The sequence below is a fragment of the Streptococcus sp. k-90 genome, from assembly GCF_013277565.1.
GTDB lineage: Bacteria > Bacillota > Bacilli > Lactobacillales > Streptococcaceae > Streptococcus.
In genome coordinates, this window is sequence record NZ_VMNE01000007.1 from 1 (window position 1) to 16,189 (window position 16,189).

The 16,189-nt window shown below is 41.1% G+C and carries 16 protein-coding genes; 2 read left to right on the forward strand and 14 right to left on the reverse strand.

Annotated features, from left to right (window positions below):
* Positions 1-82 precede the first annotated feature (82 nt).
* The gene (rlmD, locus tag HT734_RS03165; RefSeq protein ID WP_173277286.1) at positions 83-1,438 is read right to left on the reverse strand and encodes a 23S rRNA (uracil(1939)-C(5))-methyltransferase RlmD; all 1,356 of its coding nucleotides are present in this window, start codon (positions 1,436-1,438) and stop codon (positions 83-85) included.
* 37 nt (positions 1,439-1,475) lie between these two features.
* Between rlmD and recX the strand changes: the two genes are divergently transcribed.
* Both recX and HT734_RS03175 read left to right on the forward strand, forming a co-directional pair.
* Positions 1,476-2,252 carry a recombination regulator RecX gene (recX, locus tag HT734_RS03170; RefSeq protein WP_173277284.1) on the forward strand — a complete coding sequence of 259 codons (777 nt, stop codon included), beginning with the start codon at positions 1,476-1,478 and terminating at the stop codon, positions 2,250-2,252.
* Between the two features lie 88 nt (positions 2,253-2,340).
* Positions 2,341-2,874, forward strand: coding sequence for a DUF402 domain-containing protein (locus HT734_RS03175; protein ID WP_000775316.1), 534 nt, complete (start codon positions 2,341-2,343; stop codon positions 2,872-2,874).
* Between the two features lie 71 nt (positions 2,875-2,945).
* Here the strand turns inward: HT734_RS03175 and HT734_RS03180 are convergent, their stop codons facing one another.
* The 13 genes from HT734_RS03180 to HT734_RS03240 form a co-directional block, all read right to left on the reverse strand.
* Complete coding sequence (locus tag HT734_RS03180) at positions 2,946-3,713, reverse strand: epoxyqueuosine reductase QueH (RefSeq protein WP_173277282.1); 768 nt, start codon at positions 3,711-3,713, stop codon at positions 2,946-2,948.
* A gap of 123 nt (positions 3,714-3,836) precedes the next feature.
* Positions 3,837-5,459: a chaperonin GroEL gene (groL, locus tag HT734_RS03185; protein WP_061759592.1), complete on the reverse strand. Its 1,623-nt coding sequence runs from the start codon at positions 5,457-5,459 to the stop codon at positions 3,837-3,839.
* Positions 5,460-5,474: 15 nt separating this feature from the next.
* Complete coding sequence (groES, locus tag HT734_RS03190; protein WP_049494924.1) at positions 5,475-5,759, reverse strand: co-chaperone GroES; 285 nt, start codon at positions 5,757-5,759, stop codon at positions 5,475-5,477.
* A 295-nt stretch (positions 5,760-6,054) separates the two neighbouring features.
* The gene (locus HT734_RS03195; RefSeq protein WP_033679741.1) at positions 6,055-6,450 is read right to left on the reverse strand and encodes a single-stranded DNA-binding protein; all 396 of its coding nucleotides are present in this window, start codon (positions 6,448-6,450) and stop codon (positions 6,055-6,057) included.
* A gap of 77 nt (positions 6,451-6,527) precedes the next feature.
* The gene (locus HT734_RS03200) at positions 6,528-7,289 is read right to left on the reverse strand and encodes an SDR family NAD(P)-dependent oxidoreductase (RefSeq protein ID WP_033679740.1); all 762 of its coding nucleotides are present in this window, start codon (positions 7,287-7,289) and stop codon (positions 6,528-6,530) included.
* Positions 7,290-7,331: 42 nt separating this feature from the next.
* Positions 7,332-7,958: a YtpR family tRNA-binding protein gene (gene ytpR / locus HT734_RS03205; protein WP_173277280.1), complete on the reverse strand. Its 627-nt coding sequence runs from the start codon at positions 7,956-7,958 to the stop codon at positions 7,332-7,334.
* Positions 7,959-7,973: 15 nt separating this feature from the next.
* Positions 7,974-8,291, reverse strand: coding sequence for a thioredoxin family protein (locus HT734_RS03210; protein WP_049524293.1), 318 nt, complete (start codon positions 8,289-8,291; stop codon positions 7,974-7,976).
* Entirely contained in the window at positions 8,288-8,578 is a 291-nt protein-coding gene (locus HT734_RS03215; RefSeq protein WP_345889909.1) for a DUF4651 domain-containing protein, read from the reverse strand. The genes HT734_RS03210 and HT734_RS03215 overlap by 4 nt, the downstream gene beginning before the upstream one ends.
* 258 nt (positions 8,579-8,836) lie before the next feature.
* Entirely contained in the window at positions 8,837-9,910 is a 1,074-nt protein-coding gene (locus HT734_RS03220) for an N-acetylmuramoyl-L-alanine amidase family protein (RefSeq protein WP_061759589.1), read from the reverse strand.
* A gap of 119 nt (positions 9,911-10,029) precedes the next feature.
* Positions 10,030-11,637 (reverse strand): CTP synthase, encoded by a 1,608-nt coding sequence (locus HT734_RS03225; RefSeq protein WP_061759588.1) that lies wholly within the window; start codon positions 11,635-11,637, stop codon positions 10,030-10,032.
* Between the two features lie 362 nt (positions 11,638-11,999).
* The gene (rpoE, locus tag HT734_RS03230; RefSeq protein WP_173277278.1) at positions 12,000-12,590 is read right to left on the reverse strand and encodes a DNA-directed RNA polymerase subunit delta; all 591 of its coding nucleotides are present in this window, start codon (positions 12,588-12,590) and stop codon (positions 12,000-12,002) included.
* Between the two features lie 115 nt (positions 12,591-12,705).
* Complete coding sequence (locus tag HT734_RS03235) at positions 12,706-13,461, reverse strand: DUF3883 domain-containing protein (RefSeq protein WP_033679733.1); 756 nt, start codon at positions 13,459-13,461, stop codon at positions 12,706-12,708.
* 70 nt (positions 13,462-13,531) lie between these two features.
* Positions 13,532-16,183 (reverse strand): valine--tRNA ligase, encoded by a 2,652-nt coding sequence (locus HT734_RS03240; RefSeq protein WP_033679732.1) that lies wholly within the window; start codon positions 16,181-16,183, stop codon positions 13,532-13,534.
* Positions 16,184-16,189 lie beyond the last annotated feature (6 nt).

The window sequence follows — 16,189 nt, forward strand, 5'->3', positions numbered from 1 at the left end:
ACTACTTTTTTAAACTTTTTACAAATTTTTTTCGACTTTTTTAAATTTGACTATTTCAGCCCAATATCAAACTCTTTAAACACTATGCTTTTTTAATCAGCTTTACAACAGCTTCAGTTCGAGCGGTATGCGGGAACATATCGACCGACTGGATATAATGAAGATCATAGACTTCTACCAAACGCACCAAATCCCGTGCTAAGGTTGAAACATTACATGAAATATAAACCATTTTTTCTGGCACATATGCAAGAATAGTGTCTAATAACTTATCATCCAGACCTGTACGCGGTGGATCCACAATCAGTGCATTTGCTCTGTAGCCTTCCTTATACCATCGAGGAATAATCTCTTCTGCTGTCCCTGCTTCGTAATGTGTATTATCAAATCCCATTCTTTTAGCATTTCGATTAGCATCTTCAATGGCTTCTGGAATAATATCCATACCTCTGAGTGTCTTTACTTTCTTTGCGAAGGCAAATCCAATTGTACCTACTCCACAATAAGCATCAATCAAATGGTCTTCTTTACTAACATCTAGCGCTTTTACTGCCTCGCTATAGAGGACTTCTGTTTGTTCAGGATTTAGTTGATAGAAAGCGCGAGGAGATAGTGAAAATTCATAATCAAGAACACCTTCTTGAATACTCTCTTGACCCCAGATAATCTCGGTCTTTTCTCCATAAATCTCACTGCTTTTAGCTGTATTTGTATTAACAGCTACTGTCACAACTTCTGGAAAATCTGTAATTAAATCTTTTACCAGTAGGGTTAAATTAAGCTGGCGGTTTGTAACAATAATAATCTGAACCTGTCCAGTCTTTCTTGCTCGTCGAACCATTATAGTTCTAACACCTAGAACTTTTCTCTCATCCGTGATTGGAATCTGGTGATAAGTAAGTAATTCTGCTAGACGATTAGCAATCACTTGGGTTTCCTTGTCTTGTACTAGGCAATCTTTCAACTCTACTAAATAGTGAGAGTTTTGTGCATATAAGCCCGCCTTGACCTGATTCTTAAATTTTCGAGTCTGAAATTGTAACTTAGCACGGTAATATTTTGGTTCCTGCATACCGATAGTTGGACGAATTTCATAATTTTCATATCCTGCAGGGGCAAATTTTTTCAGCGCTTGGTGAAGTAAGTCCGTCTTGAACTCCAGTTGTTTATCATAATGCAGGTGCATGATTTGACATCCTCCGCATTCATTGTAAATAGTACAAGCTGGTACAACTCGAAATTTAGACTTCTTATTAACCTTTAGTAATTTTGCTTCAACAAAGTTACGTTTAATAGAAGTAATCTGACAATAGATATCTTCTCCTTTGAGAGCTCCAGGTACAAAGACTAACGTTTTTTGGTAAAAGCCGATTCCCTCACCATTAATTCCCATGCGCTTGATTTTTAATGGTATTTTTTGTTTCACTTTCAGATTCATATCCCTATCTTATCACATTTTGAGTTATAATAGAACTATGAAAATCACAAAACTTGAAAAGAAAAAAAGACTCTATCTGATGGAGCTTGATAATGATGACAAATGCTACATCACCGAAGATACAATTGTTCGTTTTATGTTATCGAGAGATAAGATGATAAGCGAAGAGGAATTGAAAGAGATTCAGGACTTTGCTCAATTTTCTTATGGTAAGAATCTGGCCCTCTACCACCTATCCTTTAAAGCACGTACTGAAAAAGAAGTAAGAGAATATCTGAAAAAATACGATTTCAATGAAAACATAGCTTCTCAGGTCATTGCTAATCTTAAAGAGGATAAGTGGATTAATGATAATCAGTACGCTTATGCTATCATCAATGCTAATCACCTTTCAGGAGACAAGGGGCCTTATGTACTGACTCAGAAACTAACACAAAAAGGGATTTCAAAATCTACTATAGAGGAGACCTTGAAAGAATTTGATTCTTCGGAAGTTGCTCAACGTGTAGCCAATAAACTATTGAAGAAATATGAAGGAAAACTTCCATCTCGTGCTTTGCAAGATAAGATTATCCAGAATCTGACCAACAAGGGCTTCTCCTACTCTGATGCTAAAATTGCCTTTGACCAATTGGATAGTCAAGTTGACCAAGAAACGACTCAGGAACTCATCTTCAGGGAACTTGATAAGCAATATGCTAAGTATGCTCGGAAATATGAAGGATACGAACTTAAACAGCGTTTAACCCAAGTTTTAGCACGAAAGGGCTACTATTTTTCGGATATAGCAAGCGCTCTTAGAGAATATCTTTAATATTTTCATGTAAAATTCACAGATTTTAGGTAATTTTATGGTACAATAGTAAACGATAAACTTATAAATTGTAGAAAGTTGGTTAGTTATGAAACTTCCAAAAGAAGGCGACTTTATTACAATTCAAAGTTATAAGCATGATGGGAGTCTCCACCGAACTTGGCGGGACACCATGGTACTAAAAACAACAGAAAACGCCATTATTGGTGTCAACGATCATACACTGGTTACCGAAAGTGATGGTCGTCGTTGGGTCACTCGAGAACCGGCTATTGTTTACTTTCACAAGAAATATTGGTTTAATATCATTGCCATGATTCGCGATAATGGAATTTCCTACTATTGCAATATGGCTAGCCCCTACTATCTGGATGAAGAAGCACTGAAGTATATTGATTACGATTTGGATGTTAAAATTTTTACAGATGGGGAAAAACGTCTCTTGGACGTTGAGGAGTATGAGCGTCACAAACGCAAAATGAATTATTCTGATGACTTGGACTATATTTTAAAAGAACATGTCAAAATTCTTGTTGATTGGATTAACAATGGACGTGGTCCTTTCTCAGAAGCCTATGTAAACATTTGGTACAAGCGCTATGTAGAACTAAAGAATCGGTAAAGTTGTCAAACTAGGGTGAAAGCCCTGGTTTTTTTATTTGAAAAAAACCAGCTTTTCAGCTGGGGTGATTTCTATATATCTAATTTCGTAACAGTAAATTTGATGTGGGAATAGTCTTTTTCAACATCCTTATCCAGCAAGAAAGCTGTGGCATCCTTCTTAACTTGAACCAGATCAATATTCTGGGCTTGAGCTGCATAGACGCATCCACAATAACATTGACGGTAGATATCATACTCTTCACACATCTCCACTGAACGTTTGTAGCCTTGATTTTTCTTGAAATCACTTGGAAGATAGTGGGTTGTATAAATTTTTTGCACATCGATTCCGATACTGTTGATGGTTTGAGAATTCTTATGAGGACTGATGGTTAAAGCCGAACCGAAGTAGTCAAAACCTAAATCCATAGCCACTTGCGCTGTTTTATCCAGGCGGTAGTCAAAGCAAACCTTACAACGGTCGCCACCTTCAGGCTCTTCTTCTAGTCCTCTGACTAACTTACGGTATTCATTGGGTTCATAGGGAGCTTCTAGGTATTGAACGTTATTGCCAGTTCGCTCATTGAAATCACTGACAAACTTTTTAGTCACATAGGCACGCTTATGGTATTCTGCCTTGGGATGGATATTAGAATTGGCAAAATAGATGGTCACATCTGCATACTTAGTCAAATATTCTAGTGTATAAGTACTACAAGGGGCACAGCAAACATGTATGAGAATGGTTGGCCGTTGCTCATTTTTCTCCCATACTTGTACCATCTTCTGCATGACACGGTCATAATTAATTTTCTGATTGGGGTTCATTTTGCTCAGAATTTCTTCTACATCGATCATGTTTTTCTCCTTTTTCTAGTCTTATTTTATCATATAAGTTAGGAGAGCTCAAATCAATTTAGAAATGAACATCATAAAAAGGAGGAATAGGCATTCCCTCCTTTTGTGTTTTCTATAGAAAGCTTACATCATGCCGCCCATCATGCTTGGATCCATTACTGGAGCTGGGGCTACTGGTTCTGGTTTATTGGCTACGACTGCTTCTGTAGTCAAAATCAAGCTTGCTACAGATGCTGCATTTTGTAGGGCTGAACGACTCACTTTAACTGGGTCGATAATCCCTTGATCAATCATGTTGACCCACTCACCAGTTGCTGCGTTGAAGCCTGTACCAACTTCAGCATTTTTCAAACGATCGATAACGATTGAACCTTCAAATCCTGCATTGTGGGCGATTTGACGAACAGGTTCTTCCAATGCACGAAGAACAATATTGCGACCTGTTGCTTCGTCTCCTGTTAATTCCAAATCAGCCACGGCTGGAATCACATTGACAAGGGCTGTTCCACCACCTGCAACGATTCCTTCTTCAACAGCTGCACGAGTAGCGTTGAGGGCATCTTCAATGCGGAGTTTCATTTCTTTCAACTCAGTTTCAGTTGCGGCTCCGACCTTAATAACCGCCACACCACCTGACAATTTCGCCAAGCGTTCTTGCAATTTTTCACGGTCAAATTCAGAAGTTGTGGTTTCGATTTGAGACTTGATAACCGCAACACGGTGAGAAATGGCTTCAGGATTTCCAGCACCTTCTACGATAACCGTGCTATCTTTGTCCACAGTCACTCTCGCTGCTTGACCAAGCGCTTCAATTGTAGCATCTTTCAACTCAAGACCAAGGTCTTCTGTGATAACTGTTCCGCCTGTTAAGATGGCTATATCTTCAAGCATGGCTTTGCGACGGTCACCAAAACCAGGTGCCTTAACTGCTACTACGTTGAAGGTTCCACGAATCTTGTTCAAAACAAGAGTTGGAAGAGCCTCGCCATCCACATCATCCGCAATAATCAATAGTGGACGATTGCTTTGGAGAATGCTTTCCAAAAGTGGCAAGATTTCTTGGATATTGGAAATTTTCTTGTCTGTAATCAAAATGTACGGATTTTCAAGGTCTGCCACCATTTTTTCGCTATCTGTCACCATGTACTGTGAAAGGTAACCACGGTCGAACTGCATTCCTTCTACAACTTCAAGCTCTGTTTCCATACCACGTGACTCTTCGATAGTGATGACTCCGTCTTTGCCAACTTTTTCCATGGCTTCAGAGATGTATTCGCCGACTTTTTCAGAACGAGAAGACACGGCAGCAACTTGAGCGATGGCTTCTTTGTTGGCAACAGGGATGGCATTATTTTTCAAGGCTTCAACTGCTGCAGCGACTGCTGTTTCAATTCCACGACGGATGCCGATTGGATTTGCTCCAGCAGTGACGTTCTTAATTCCTTCACGGACAATTGCTTGGGTCAAAACAGTTGCAGTTGTAGTCCCGTCACCTGCAATATCATTGGTTTTTGAAGCTACTTCTGATACCAATTTGGCACCCATATTTTCAAAATGGTTTTCCAACTCGATTTCTTTGGCAATGGTCACACCGTCATTGGTAATCAAGGGTGAGCCAAATGATTTTTCAAGAACGACGTTACGACCTTTTGGTCCCAAGGTTACTTTAACAGTGTCTGCAAGGATATCGACACCACGAACCATAGCTGAACGAGCATCAGATGAAAATTTAATTTCTTTTGACATACTTACTTTCTCCTTCTATTCTTCAATGATTGCCAAAATGTTAGCTTCGCCTACGATGATGTACTTTTCATCGCCATCTTTGACATCAAGACCTGCGTGGGCTTCAACTAAGACATGGTCTCCAGCCTTAACGCTTGGAGCCACCAAGTCACCGTTCAAGGTACGAACACCTTGTCCAGTAGCCACAACTTGGGCTGTTTTGGTTTTTTCTTGGGCTGAGCCTGCAAGGACAAAGCCTCCAACAGTTTGTTCTTTTTCTTCGATTTTTAGGACCACACGGTCCCCTAATGGTTTCAACATCTGATTTCCTCCATAATGAGATAGATATTATTAGCACTCTTTATATCTGAGTGCTAATTCATAGTTCTATTGTATCACTTGGTCAGAAATAGTCAAGAAAAAAGTCTGACTTTCTCAATATAAAAAGCCTGAGACAAGCTCAGACTTTTCAATACTTATACTAGTGCAAATTATGAAACTAGCCGCAGGCTGCTAAAAACACAGTTTTGAGGTTGTAGATAAGACTAACGAAGTCAGTTACCTATACCTACGACAAGGTGAATCTGACGTGGTTTGAAGAGATTTTCGAAGAGTATTAAAATGGCAATTCCTCCTCTTCCAAAACCAAATCTGCTAGGTCTTGACCTGCGTTATTTTCACGCATGGCACGTTGAGCACGACTTTCCAAGAGTTGGAATCCTGTCACGAGTACTTCGGTAACATAATTCATTTGACCATTTTTCTCAAAACGACGGGTACGAAGTTCTCCATCGACTGAAATGAGACTCCCCTTAGTTGCGTAGCTTGCCAAGGTTTCTGCTAGTCTGCCCCAAAGGACCATATTAACAAAATCAGCTTCGCGTTCCCCATTTTGGTCTTTGTAACGACGGTTCACAGCGATGGTTGCTCGCGCTACTGACTTGTCATTGTTGGTTTTGTGCAATTCTGGTGCTGCAACGATTCTTCCAATAAGAATAACTTTATTATACATATTTTCTTCCTCCTACTTATCTATTCGTAGGAAATCAAAAAAAGTTACAGAAATTTGTAACTTTTCGAGGAAATTTTTTAGTTTTTATGAACCATGAAACCTGTCGCCTGTTGATTGGCCATAATGGTCATATCTGTAATCTGCACACGACGAGGTTGACTGGTCACATAGACTACTGTGTCTGCAATATCCTGAGCTTGCAAGGCATCAATTCCTTGGTAAACGGACGCTGCTCGTTCTTTATCACCGTGAAAACGTACCATCGAAAAATCTGTTTCAACAATTCCAGGCTGAATGGTCGTCACCTTGATATCCGTTGCGATGGTATCAATTCGCAGACCATCTGAAAAGGTCTTAACTGCTGCCTTGGTAGCTGAGTAAATAGCGGCACCAGCATAAGCATAAATTCCTGCAGTAGAGCCCATATTGATGATATGACCTTGATTGGCTTTTACCATTGCTGGCAAGAAACAGTGAGTGACTGCCATCAAACCTTTAACATTGGTATCCAACATTGTCAACATATCCAGTTCTTCATAGTCCTGATAAGGTGCTAAACCTAGAGCTAGTCCAGCGTTATTGACCAAGATATCAATCTGCCCTATCGTTTCCAAAATATCGGAGCAGACAGTCTTCACCATGGTCATATCCGTCACATCTAGCGGAAAGGTCCAAACTGTTTGATTTGGAAAAGTTTCTGCAAACTCCGACTTGAGGCTTTCTAGTCTATCTATCCGTCGTCCAGTTAGAACGACATTCTCACCCTGCTCCAGATAAGCACGCGCAATCGCTTCACCGATTCCTGAGGTCGCTCCTGTAATCACAACATTTTTTGCCATCTTATTTCCTTCTATCTGGTGTATTCAGATACTGACAAGTTCCTAAGCAGTCCAGTTCTTCGCTGGGTCAAATGGAGTTCCGACAACTTGGTCTTCTGATAATTCGATAACACCACGTTTTTGCGGAGCATTTGGCAGATGCAATTCACGAGGGCTGCACATCATGCCAAAACTCTTTTCACCGCGAAGTTCACCTGGGAAAATGAGATTGCCTTTTGGCATCATTGCTCCTGGAAGAGCTACAATGGTTTTCAACCCCACACGCGCATTAGGTGCTCCAGCAACAATTTGCACTGTCTTGTCACTTGCGACTGCAACTTGGCAGATGTTAAGGTGGTCACTATCTGGATGAGCTACCATCTCGACAATTTCACCAACAACAAACTTAGGCTCCTTGTCATTGACAATTTCCTCTGCAAAACCTTCCGTTTGTAATTCTTGGTTCAAACGAGCGACTTGCTCATCTGATAAAAAGACTTGACCGCGCTCTGCAATTTCAAACAAACTTGAAACTTCGAAAATATTCCACGCCACTGTTTCCCCATTATCTTTGAGGAAAACACGAGCTACCTTTCCTTTGCGATCCACATTTAGTTTGGCATCTCCGCTATTTTTTACGATGACCATAAGGACATCGCCGACATGTTCTTTGTTATATGTAAAAATCATTGTTTCTATTTTCTCCTATTTCAGTCCTGCTAAAAAGTCGTTAATTTGTTGCTTGCTTTTACGATCGCGATTAACAAAACGACCAATTTCCTTGTCTTTTTCTAGAACAACAAGGCTAGGAATCCCGTAAACATCCCAGAGTTTAGCTAGATCCATGTACTGATCTCGATCCACTCGAATAAAGGTGAACTCTGGATTGGTCTCCTCAATTTCTGATAAGGCAGGATAGATATAACGACAATCGCCACACCAGTCTGCTACAAAAAGAAAGACTTTCTTCCCATCTTTTTCCACTAAAGATGCTAATTCTTCTAAACTTGCTGGTTGTATCATAAGACTTCCTCCTCATAGACTAGGTCTTCATTTTCATAGACAAAGGTATAATGACGGCCATCCTCAAAAATAACCCCTCCGACAAGTCGTTCTAGACTACTTTCATAAACTTGAACATAGAGGGTCACAATTTCCCCCATATCTGAAAAATGGTCTCGCACAATCTCTGTCAACTCTTCCTGAGCCTTCATGAACTTACGGTCATCTGCAACTTTTTTCGTAGCAAGGGCAAGGCTCCCAATACCAAGCAGGGCCAGACCTGCCATCCACATTTTTTTAGCTTTCATACCATTCATTTTAACACAAAAAAGGCTTTAGGACAAATGAGGAAACCGCAGAAAAGCAAGCAAAAAGCCTCTTCCTTTAAGGAAAAGGACTTCTTATATTCAATAAAAATCAAAGAGCAAACTAGGAAGCTAACCGCAGGTTGCTCAAAGCACTGCTTTGAGGTTGTAGATAGAACTGACGAAGTCAGCTCAAAACACTGGTTTGAAGTTGTGGATAAAGCTGACCTGGTTTGAAGAGATTTTCGAAGAGTATTATTCTTATTGCCAGGCGCCTGAGTTACCAACGTAGTAACCATCAGGCGTGTAGGTATTGCGAAACATCTTACCTGATGAAGCTAGATAATACCACTTGCCATTATCTTTGACCCAATCATTCGCTAGCATGACACCAGAAGAACTTACATAATACCATTCTCCCTTATCATAAACCCAAGTGCTTGCTTTCATAGCTCCTGAAGTTGATAAATAGTACCACTTGCCTTGGTCATAAATCCAGTCACTCGCAATCATAGCTCCTGATGATTTAAAGGCATACCAGTTGTCACCTAGATAGAGCCAAGTTTGATTGAACATGACTCCTTTATCATTCATAAAGTACCAAGTTCCCTTGTCATAAACCCAGTCCTTCTGCACTAATTGACCTTGTTTTTGATAGTACCAGTTTTGGTTTGATTTTAGCCAGCTTTCTGCTTTTACAATGGGATAAAGTTCTTTGAAAGCTCCTCCATCATATTTGTGACTGATAGATTTTAGTTTTTCAAGTTTCAACTCACTATTGTCATAGTCTGCCCAAGCATATACTTTTTGACCATTGACAGTCTCTGGTAAGGTAGCAGTGTAAGTCTTGGTTTGATAATCCCATTTAGCATCGAGGTAAGTGTATTGATTGTTTGATTCTTCAATACGATAGTAACCTCTCTTTCCACTATCATTATGAATATCATCCACAACTTTCGTTGACCAGGTCTTCACTTCGTTTCCGCTCTTGGCTTCTACCTTGATATCTCCTCTATAGCCATATGGAACATAGAAATTCAGGTAACGCCCTTCTATACCAATCATAGACTTGTCCTTTTCTTGACCTAGAAAATTGACTGTCTGATCTTGACCATCGAGACTAACCGTCCACTCGATTTTCTCAGTTTTTGGCAAATCCAAGACTTTGATATCCACTTCATGACCATTGTTAAACCGAAGAATCTTGCCATCTTGATACTGCACTCCACACTTAACAACCCATTCTTCTTTAAGCTCAAATGCCTGCCCCGAATGAGGAAAAGCCAGTAAAGCTAGACCTGCTAGAGACAAACCAAATAGTGTGATTTTTTTCATTGTAAATCCTCCTTAGGTATTGTTATGTTAATTATATCACTATGTTTTTATTTTGCAACTCATATCCTAAATATGCAAGCAAAAAACCTCTGAGATTGTTCTCAAAGGTTCTGATTTAGCTAATTACTGTTCTCAACCGCTGCAGTCACAAAGGCAGTGTAGAGTTCTTCTGGGCGGTTTGGACGGCTTGAAAGTTCAGGGTGATACTGACACGCTACAAAGAATTTATTTTCAGGAATTTCTACGATTTCGACCAAACGATTATCTGGAGAAACTCCTGAGAAGACAAATCCTGCTGCCTCAAACTGCTCACGAAAGGCATTATTAAACTCATAACGGTGACGGTGACGGCGTTGCACCACTTCTTGATTGTGATAAGCAGCGGCTGCCTTAGAGCCACGTTTCAACTTCGATGGATAAAGCCCCAAACGAAGGGTTCCACCCATATCCTCAACATCAATCTGATCACGCATGATATCAATGATAGGGTATTTTGTTTCTGGTGCAAGCTCTGCAGAATTGGCACCTTCAAGATCCAAAACGTGACGAGCAAACTCGATACAAGTCAACTGCATTCCCAAGCAGACACCCAGCATGGGAACATCATTTTCACGCGCATAGCGGATAGCTTGGATTTTCCCTTCAGTACCACGTTGGCCAAAACCACCTGGTACGATGATTCCATCCGCATCAGACAAAATCTCTGCCACATTCTCTGCTGTCACATCATTAGCATTGACCCAATTGATTTTAACTTCTGCGTCGTTGGCATAACCAGAGTGTTTTAAGGCTTCAACCACAGAAATGTAGGCATCTTGCAATTCAACATACTTACCGACAAGGGAAATCTTGACTTGTTTCTTGAGGTTCATGACCTTGTCCACCATGGCTGACCATTCTGTCATATCTGCTACTGGTACGTCTAATTTCAAATGGTCACAGACAATTTGATCCATACCTTGTGCCTGCAAGTTCAGTGGAATTTGGTAAAGATGTTCGACATCCAACGATTCAATAACAGCTTCTGGTGCCACATCACAGAACTGGGCCAGTTTGTTTTTAATTCCTTGACCAGCTGGCTCTTCTGTACGAATAACCAACATATTTGGCTGGATTCCCAATCCACGTAATTCTTTTACAGAGTGTTGAGTTGGTTTGGTTTTCATTTCACCGGCAGCCTTTAGATAAGGAAGCAAGGTTGTATGGATGTACATAACATTATCCGCACCCACATCTGCCTTCATCTGACGAAGGGCCTCTAGAAATGGCAAGGACTCGATATCTCCTACTGTTCCACCAACCTCTGTGATAATGACATCCGAGTCTGTCGTTAGAGCGGCACGCTTGATTTTTTCTTTCAAAGCATCTGTGATATGAGGAATGACTTGAACAGTTGCCCCAAGGTATTCTCCACGACGTTCTTTACGAAGAACTTCACTGTAAATTTTACCAGTTGTGACATTGGAATATTTGTTAAGATTGATATCGATGAAACGTTCATAGTGACCCAAGTCCAAATCTGTTTCAGCTCCGTCATCTGTCACAAAAACTTCCCCGTGCTGATAAGGACTCATAGTTCCCGGATCAATATTGATATAAGGGTCAAACTTTTGAATGGTTACTTTGAGACCACGATTTTTCAAGAGACGGCCCAGACTTGCTGCCACAATCCCTTTCCCAATAGACGATACCACACCACCAGTTACAAAAATATATTTCGTAGACATAGATTCCTCTTTCTAAAATGCTCAAGGTCTTGCTAACTACGAGGGGACATAGAAAACAAGACCCTACTAATAAGAATAATCTGGAACGACTGCACCAGATTCACAACTAAAATACAAGAAGACAACTTCTTGAAAAAACAAAAATAGCTCCCTAGTAACTAGGGAGCCCCGACCTCTAAAAGAGGTGCCCGAACAATATGATACCTTAAAGCAGATTATTTGTCAACTCGAATTGATAAAATATGAAAAAAGAGATTGTTTTCAGAAAACAAAAATAGGATAGCATCCCAACGAATGACTCGCTCAACTACTCTGCCCAAGCAAGAAAAAAGGAGATCAGGTGATCTCCTCCGTGAAGTCTTTTACTCTTCTTCACTCGTTTCAGCATCATCATCTGAAAACTCGTCGTCTTCTTCGTTAAGATCCACGTCTTCACCCAAGTCATCTGGAGCGATTTCGTTGATTTCTGCATCATAAGCTTCCACTTCATTTTTCTCATCATCTGGATTTTCATCATCGTATGAAAGAGCTGGATCTGCTTCGTATGCATCTTCGTCTTCTGGATCATCCACATTGTAGTCAATAGCATCTGAATCGCCATCCATGAAGGCATTGACGAGTTTTTTCTTAGCTTTTGGCGACACTTCATCGTCGTCATTTTCTTCAAGAGCGATGATTTCTTCGTCAATCTCGTCCACACCATACCATGAACGAAGACCCCATTTATTGTCTCCAAGTGAGATGAAGCTACCGTCAAAGTTCAACTCTGTGTAGAACAAAGGCAAGGCTTCGCGGATATCGCTGTTTGATGTTCCAAGGTAGTTTTGAATTTCGTTTACAAGATCGCTAAAATGCATCTCATGGTCGCGACCACGAAGTTCCAAGATAGCACGCGCTACCTCAATCATAGATAGTTCACTTTTTTCTTGCCCAGCAAATACTTCTAATTCCAAAGCGTTTCTCCTCATTTATACTACTATCGCCAGAGCAAACAGACTCTGACCTCATTTTATCATTTACTCCTTATTGTACGATAATTTTGCAGAATAGTCAAAGGTTAAGGGGGAACTAATACAAATCTTCTAAGCTTCTATATTCAATGATTTCATTTTTGATAATATTCTTTTTAAACTCAAAATGTTTTAAAGGATTATCAACTAGCACTAACTTTGGAATATCATCAAGGTTTGTGACCAAGGATAAAATAAAATCCGATTGAAACTCCTTGGCTTTTTCAAATTCTCTGGCAGTCAAACGAATCCGTCCTTTAGGTTTTCGAATACCTTTAACTTCAGCAAGGTAAGAATGTTCTTGAACATCTACTTGGAAATCATATCCATCGCCATAGAGGCGGGCGTCGGTTAATTGTCCACCTTGAAATTTTTCTTCTTTATCAAAATGGAGTATAAAGTAATTTTCTGCTTCCATTCCAGTTTCTTGTAGACGTTTGAATTTAGTTCGGATTATTGGCTTTTCAATGGTAGTAATACCTGTTTTCTTTCCTTCGCTGGCAAGTAACATTTTAACTATTTCAGCATAACTATGAACATCTTCATTCCCAAACATCATGTCAATTAAATCTTTACGAAAACGGTAAACTTCAGCTTTCTGCCACCACCCTTTTCGATTATTGTCAAAATAAGGATCGAATAAGTCCATTCTATTTTTTACAACTCCAGTTGTTTCAGCAATTCCCAGAGAAACCACATAGCGATAAAACTCCGACTTACTAGAACATTGAAATTCTTTTATAAAAAGCTTGTCAAACTTGGCAAGACCGTAGCCAATCAAATTTAACAATTCATAATGAGGGTGTTTAGACATCACTTTCTCCATCAATAGATATTGATTTCATTATACCAAAAAAACACGGCTCATCACCGTGTTTCTGTGTTTATTTCACCAACTTCTTCATCTCATCAATACGTGCGACGGTCGCATCGTATTTGGCTTGGTAGTCGGCTTGTTTGTCGCGTTCTTTTTGGACGACTTCTGGTTTGGCATTGGCTACGAAGCGTTCGTTAGAGAGTTTCTTACCGACCATATCCAGTTCTTTTTGCCATTTAGCTAGTTCCTTGTCGAGACGAGCCAGTTCTTCTTCGACATTGAGGAGGTCAGCGAGTGGCAAGTAGATTTCTGCTCCTGTAATGACACTTGACATAGCAAGTTCAGGTGCAGGGATGGTTGATGCGATTTCCAAGTGTTCTGGATTTGTGAAGCGTTTGATGTAGTTGACATTGCTGTTAAAGAAGGTTTCCAAGTTGCTATCGCTTGTTTTAACAAGGATTGTGATAGGTTTGCTTGGCGCTACGTTTACTTCTGCACGCGCATTACGAACAGCACGGATCAAGTCTTTGAGACTTTCAACACCAGTGTGGGCAGCAAGATCTTCAAAGGCTGGGTTGACAGTTGGGTATTCTGCTGTAACGATAGAACCTTCTGAGATTTGTCCAAAGATTTCCTCTGTCACGAATGGCATGATTGGGTGAAGGAGACGAAGGATCTTGTCCAAGGTGTAAAGGAGAACAGAACGTGTGATGACTTTCTCTTCTTCGTTGTCACTATAAAGAACTTCCTTAGTCAACTCAACGTACCAGTCCGCAAACTCATCCCAGATGAAGTTGTAGAGGATGTGACCAGCCACACCAAATTCAAACTTATCGAAGTTGGCAGTAGCTTTTCCGATGGTTTCATTGAGGTTGTGGAGAATCCAGCGGTCTGTGACATTTCCAGCTTCCTTGTTGGCAACTTTTTCCACATTAGCAGTTGCTTGCTCAAGGGTCAAGCCTTCATTGTTCATGAGAATGTAGCGCGAGATGTTCCAGATCTTGTTAATGAAGTTCCATGAAGCATCCATTTTCTCGTAAGAGAAGCGCACGTCTTGGCCTGGTGCAGAACCGTTTGAAAGGAACCAACGTAGGGCATCGGCACCGTATTTCTCGATAACATCCATTGGGTCAATCCCGTTACCGAGAGACTTAGACATCTTGCGTCCTTGCTCGTCACGGATGAGACCGTGGATAAGGACGTTTTGGAATGGCTGACGGCCTGTGAATTCCAATGATTGGAAAATCATACGAGACACCCAGAAGAAGATGATATCGTAACCTGTTACCAAGGTTGAAGTTGGGAAGTAACGTTTGAAATCTTCTGAGTCGACATCCGGCCAGCCCATAGTTGAGAATGGCCAAAGGGCAGAACTGAACCAAGTATCCAAGACGTCTTCATCTTGTGTCCATCCGTCACCTTCTGGAGCTTCTTCACCGACGTACATTTCACCCTCAGCATTGTACCAAGCAGGGATTTGGTGACCCCACCAGAGCTGACGAGAGATAACCCAGTCGTGAACATTTTCCATCCATTGAAGGAAAGTATCGTTGAAACGAGGTGGGTAGAATTCGACCTTGTCCTCTGTGTCTTGGTTGGCAATAGCATTCTTGGCCAATTGGTCCATCTTGACGAACCATTGCGTTGACAAGCGTGGTTCGACTACAACACCTGTACGTTCTGAATGACCAACACTGTGGACACGTTTTTCGATTTTAACGAGGGCACCGATTTCTTCCAGCTTAGCAACGACCGCCTTACGAGCTTCAAAACGGTCCATGCCTACAAATTCAAAGGCCAAGTCATTCATAGTTCCGTCATCGTTCATGACGTTGACTTGTGGCAAGTTATGGCGTTGACCAACCAAGAAATCGTTTGGATCATGGGCAGGTGTGATTTTCACGACACCCGTACCAAACTCAGGATCTGCGTGCTCATCCCCAACGATTGGGATCAATTTATTAGCGATTGGAAGGATGACATTTTTACCAATCAAATCCTTGTAACGTGGATCTTCTGGATTGACCGCAACGGCAACGTCCCCAAACATGGTCTCAGGACGAGTAGTCGCTACTTCAAGGGCGCGTGAACCATCTTCCAGCATGTAGTTCATATGGTAGAAGGCACCTTCGACATCCTTGTGAATAACTTCAATATCAGAAAGGGCTGTTCGTGCAGCTGGGTCCCAGTTGATGATAAACTCACCACGGTAGATCCAGCCTTTCTTGTAAAGGTCCACAAAGACCTTGCGAACGGCTTTTGACAAACCTTCGTCAAGGGTGAAACGCTCGCGAGAGTAGTCTACAGAGAGCCCCATCTTACCCCATTGTTCCTTGATGGTCGTCGCATATTCGTCTTTCCATTCCCAGACTTTCTCGAGGAATTTTTCACGACCCAAGTCGTAACGCGTAATGCTCTCCCCACGCAAGCGCTCCTCAACCTTAGCCTGAGTGGCAATCCCCGCGTGGTCCATCCCTGGAAGCCAAAGAGTATCAAAACCTTGCATGCGTTTTTGACGGATGATGATATCTTGCAAAGTCGTATCCCAAGCGTGACCAAGGTGAAGTTTACCAGTTACGTTTGGTGGTGGAATAACGATAGAATAAGGCTTAGCCTTTTGGTCTCCTGAAGGCTTGAAAACATCAGCGTCAAGCCATTTTTGGTAACGACCAGCCTCAACCTCGGCTGGATTGTATTTAGGTGAAAGTTCTTTAGACATGTGTTT

What these genes read in the sequence shown, in the direction of transcription:
- groL (WP_061759592.1), bottom strand. Translation starts at nt 5,459, where the DNA reads ATGTCAAAAGAAATTAAATTTTCATCTGATGCTCGTTCAGCTATGGTT.
- HT734_RS03215 (WP_345889909.1), bottom strand. Translation starts at nt 8,578, where the DNA reads ATGAAAGCTAAAAAAATGTGGATGGCAGGTCTGGCCCTGCTTGGTATT.
- HT734_RS03200 (WP_033679740.1), bottom strand. Translation starts at nt 7,289, where the DNA reads ATGGCAAAAAATGTTGTGATTACAGGAGCGACCTCAGGAATCGGTGAA.
- rlmD (WP_173277286.1), bottom strand. Translation starts at nt 1,438, where the DNA reads ATGAATCTGAAAGTGAAACAAAAAATACCATTAAAAATCAAGCGCATG.
- HT734_RS03180 (WP_173277282.1), bottom strand. Translation starts at nt 3,713, where the DNA reads ATGATCGATGTAGAAGAAATTCTGAGCAAAATGAACCCCAATCAGAAA.
- HT734_RS03225 (WP_061759588.1), bottom strand. Translation starts at nt 11,637, where the DNA reads ATGTCTACGAAATATATTTTTGTAACTGGTGGTGTGGTATCGTCTATT.
- HT734_RS03235 (WP_033679733.1), bottom strand. Translation starts at nt 13,461, where the DNA reads ATGTCTAAACACCCTCATTATGAATTGTTAAATTTGATTGGCTACGGT.
- HT734_RS03220 (WP_061759589.1), bottom strand. Translation starts at nt 9,910, where the DNA reads ATGAAAAAAATCACACTATTTGGTTTGTCTCTAGCAGGTCTAGCTTTA.
- HT734_RS03210 (WP_049524293.1), bottom strand. Translation starts at nt 8,291, where the DNA reads ATGATACAACCAGCAAGTTTAGAAGAATTAGCATCTTTAGTGGAAAAA.
- HT734_RS03195 (WP_033679741.1), bottom strand. Translation starts at nt 6,450, where the DNA reads ATGTATAATAAAGTTATTCTTATTGGAAGAATCGTTGCAGCACCAGAA.
- recX (WP_173277284.1), top strand. Translation starts at nt 1,476, where the DNA reads ATGAAAATCACAAAACTTGAAAAGAAAAAAAGACTCTATCTGATGGAG.
- HT734_RS03175 (WP_000775316.1), top strand. Translation starts at nt 2,341, where the DNA reads ATGAAACTTCCAAAAGAAGGCGACTTTATTACAATTCAAAGTTATAAG.
- ytpR (WP_173277280.1), bottom strand. Translation starts at nt 7,958, where the DNA reads ATGATTTTTACATATAACAAAGAACATGTCGGCGATGTCCTTATGGTC.
- groES (WP_049494924.1), bottom strand. Translation starts at nt 5,759, where the DNA reads ATGTTGAAACCATTAGGGGACCGTGTGGTCCTAAAAATCGAAGAAAAA.
- HT734_RS03240 (WP_033679732.1), bottom strand. Translation starts at nt 16,183, where the DNA reads ATGTCTAAAGAACTTTCACCTAAATACAATCCAGCCGAGGTTGAGGCT.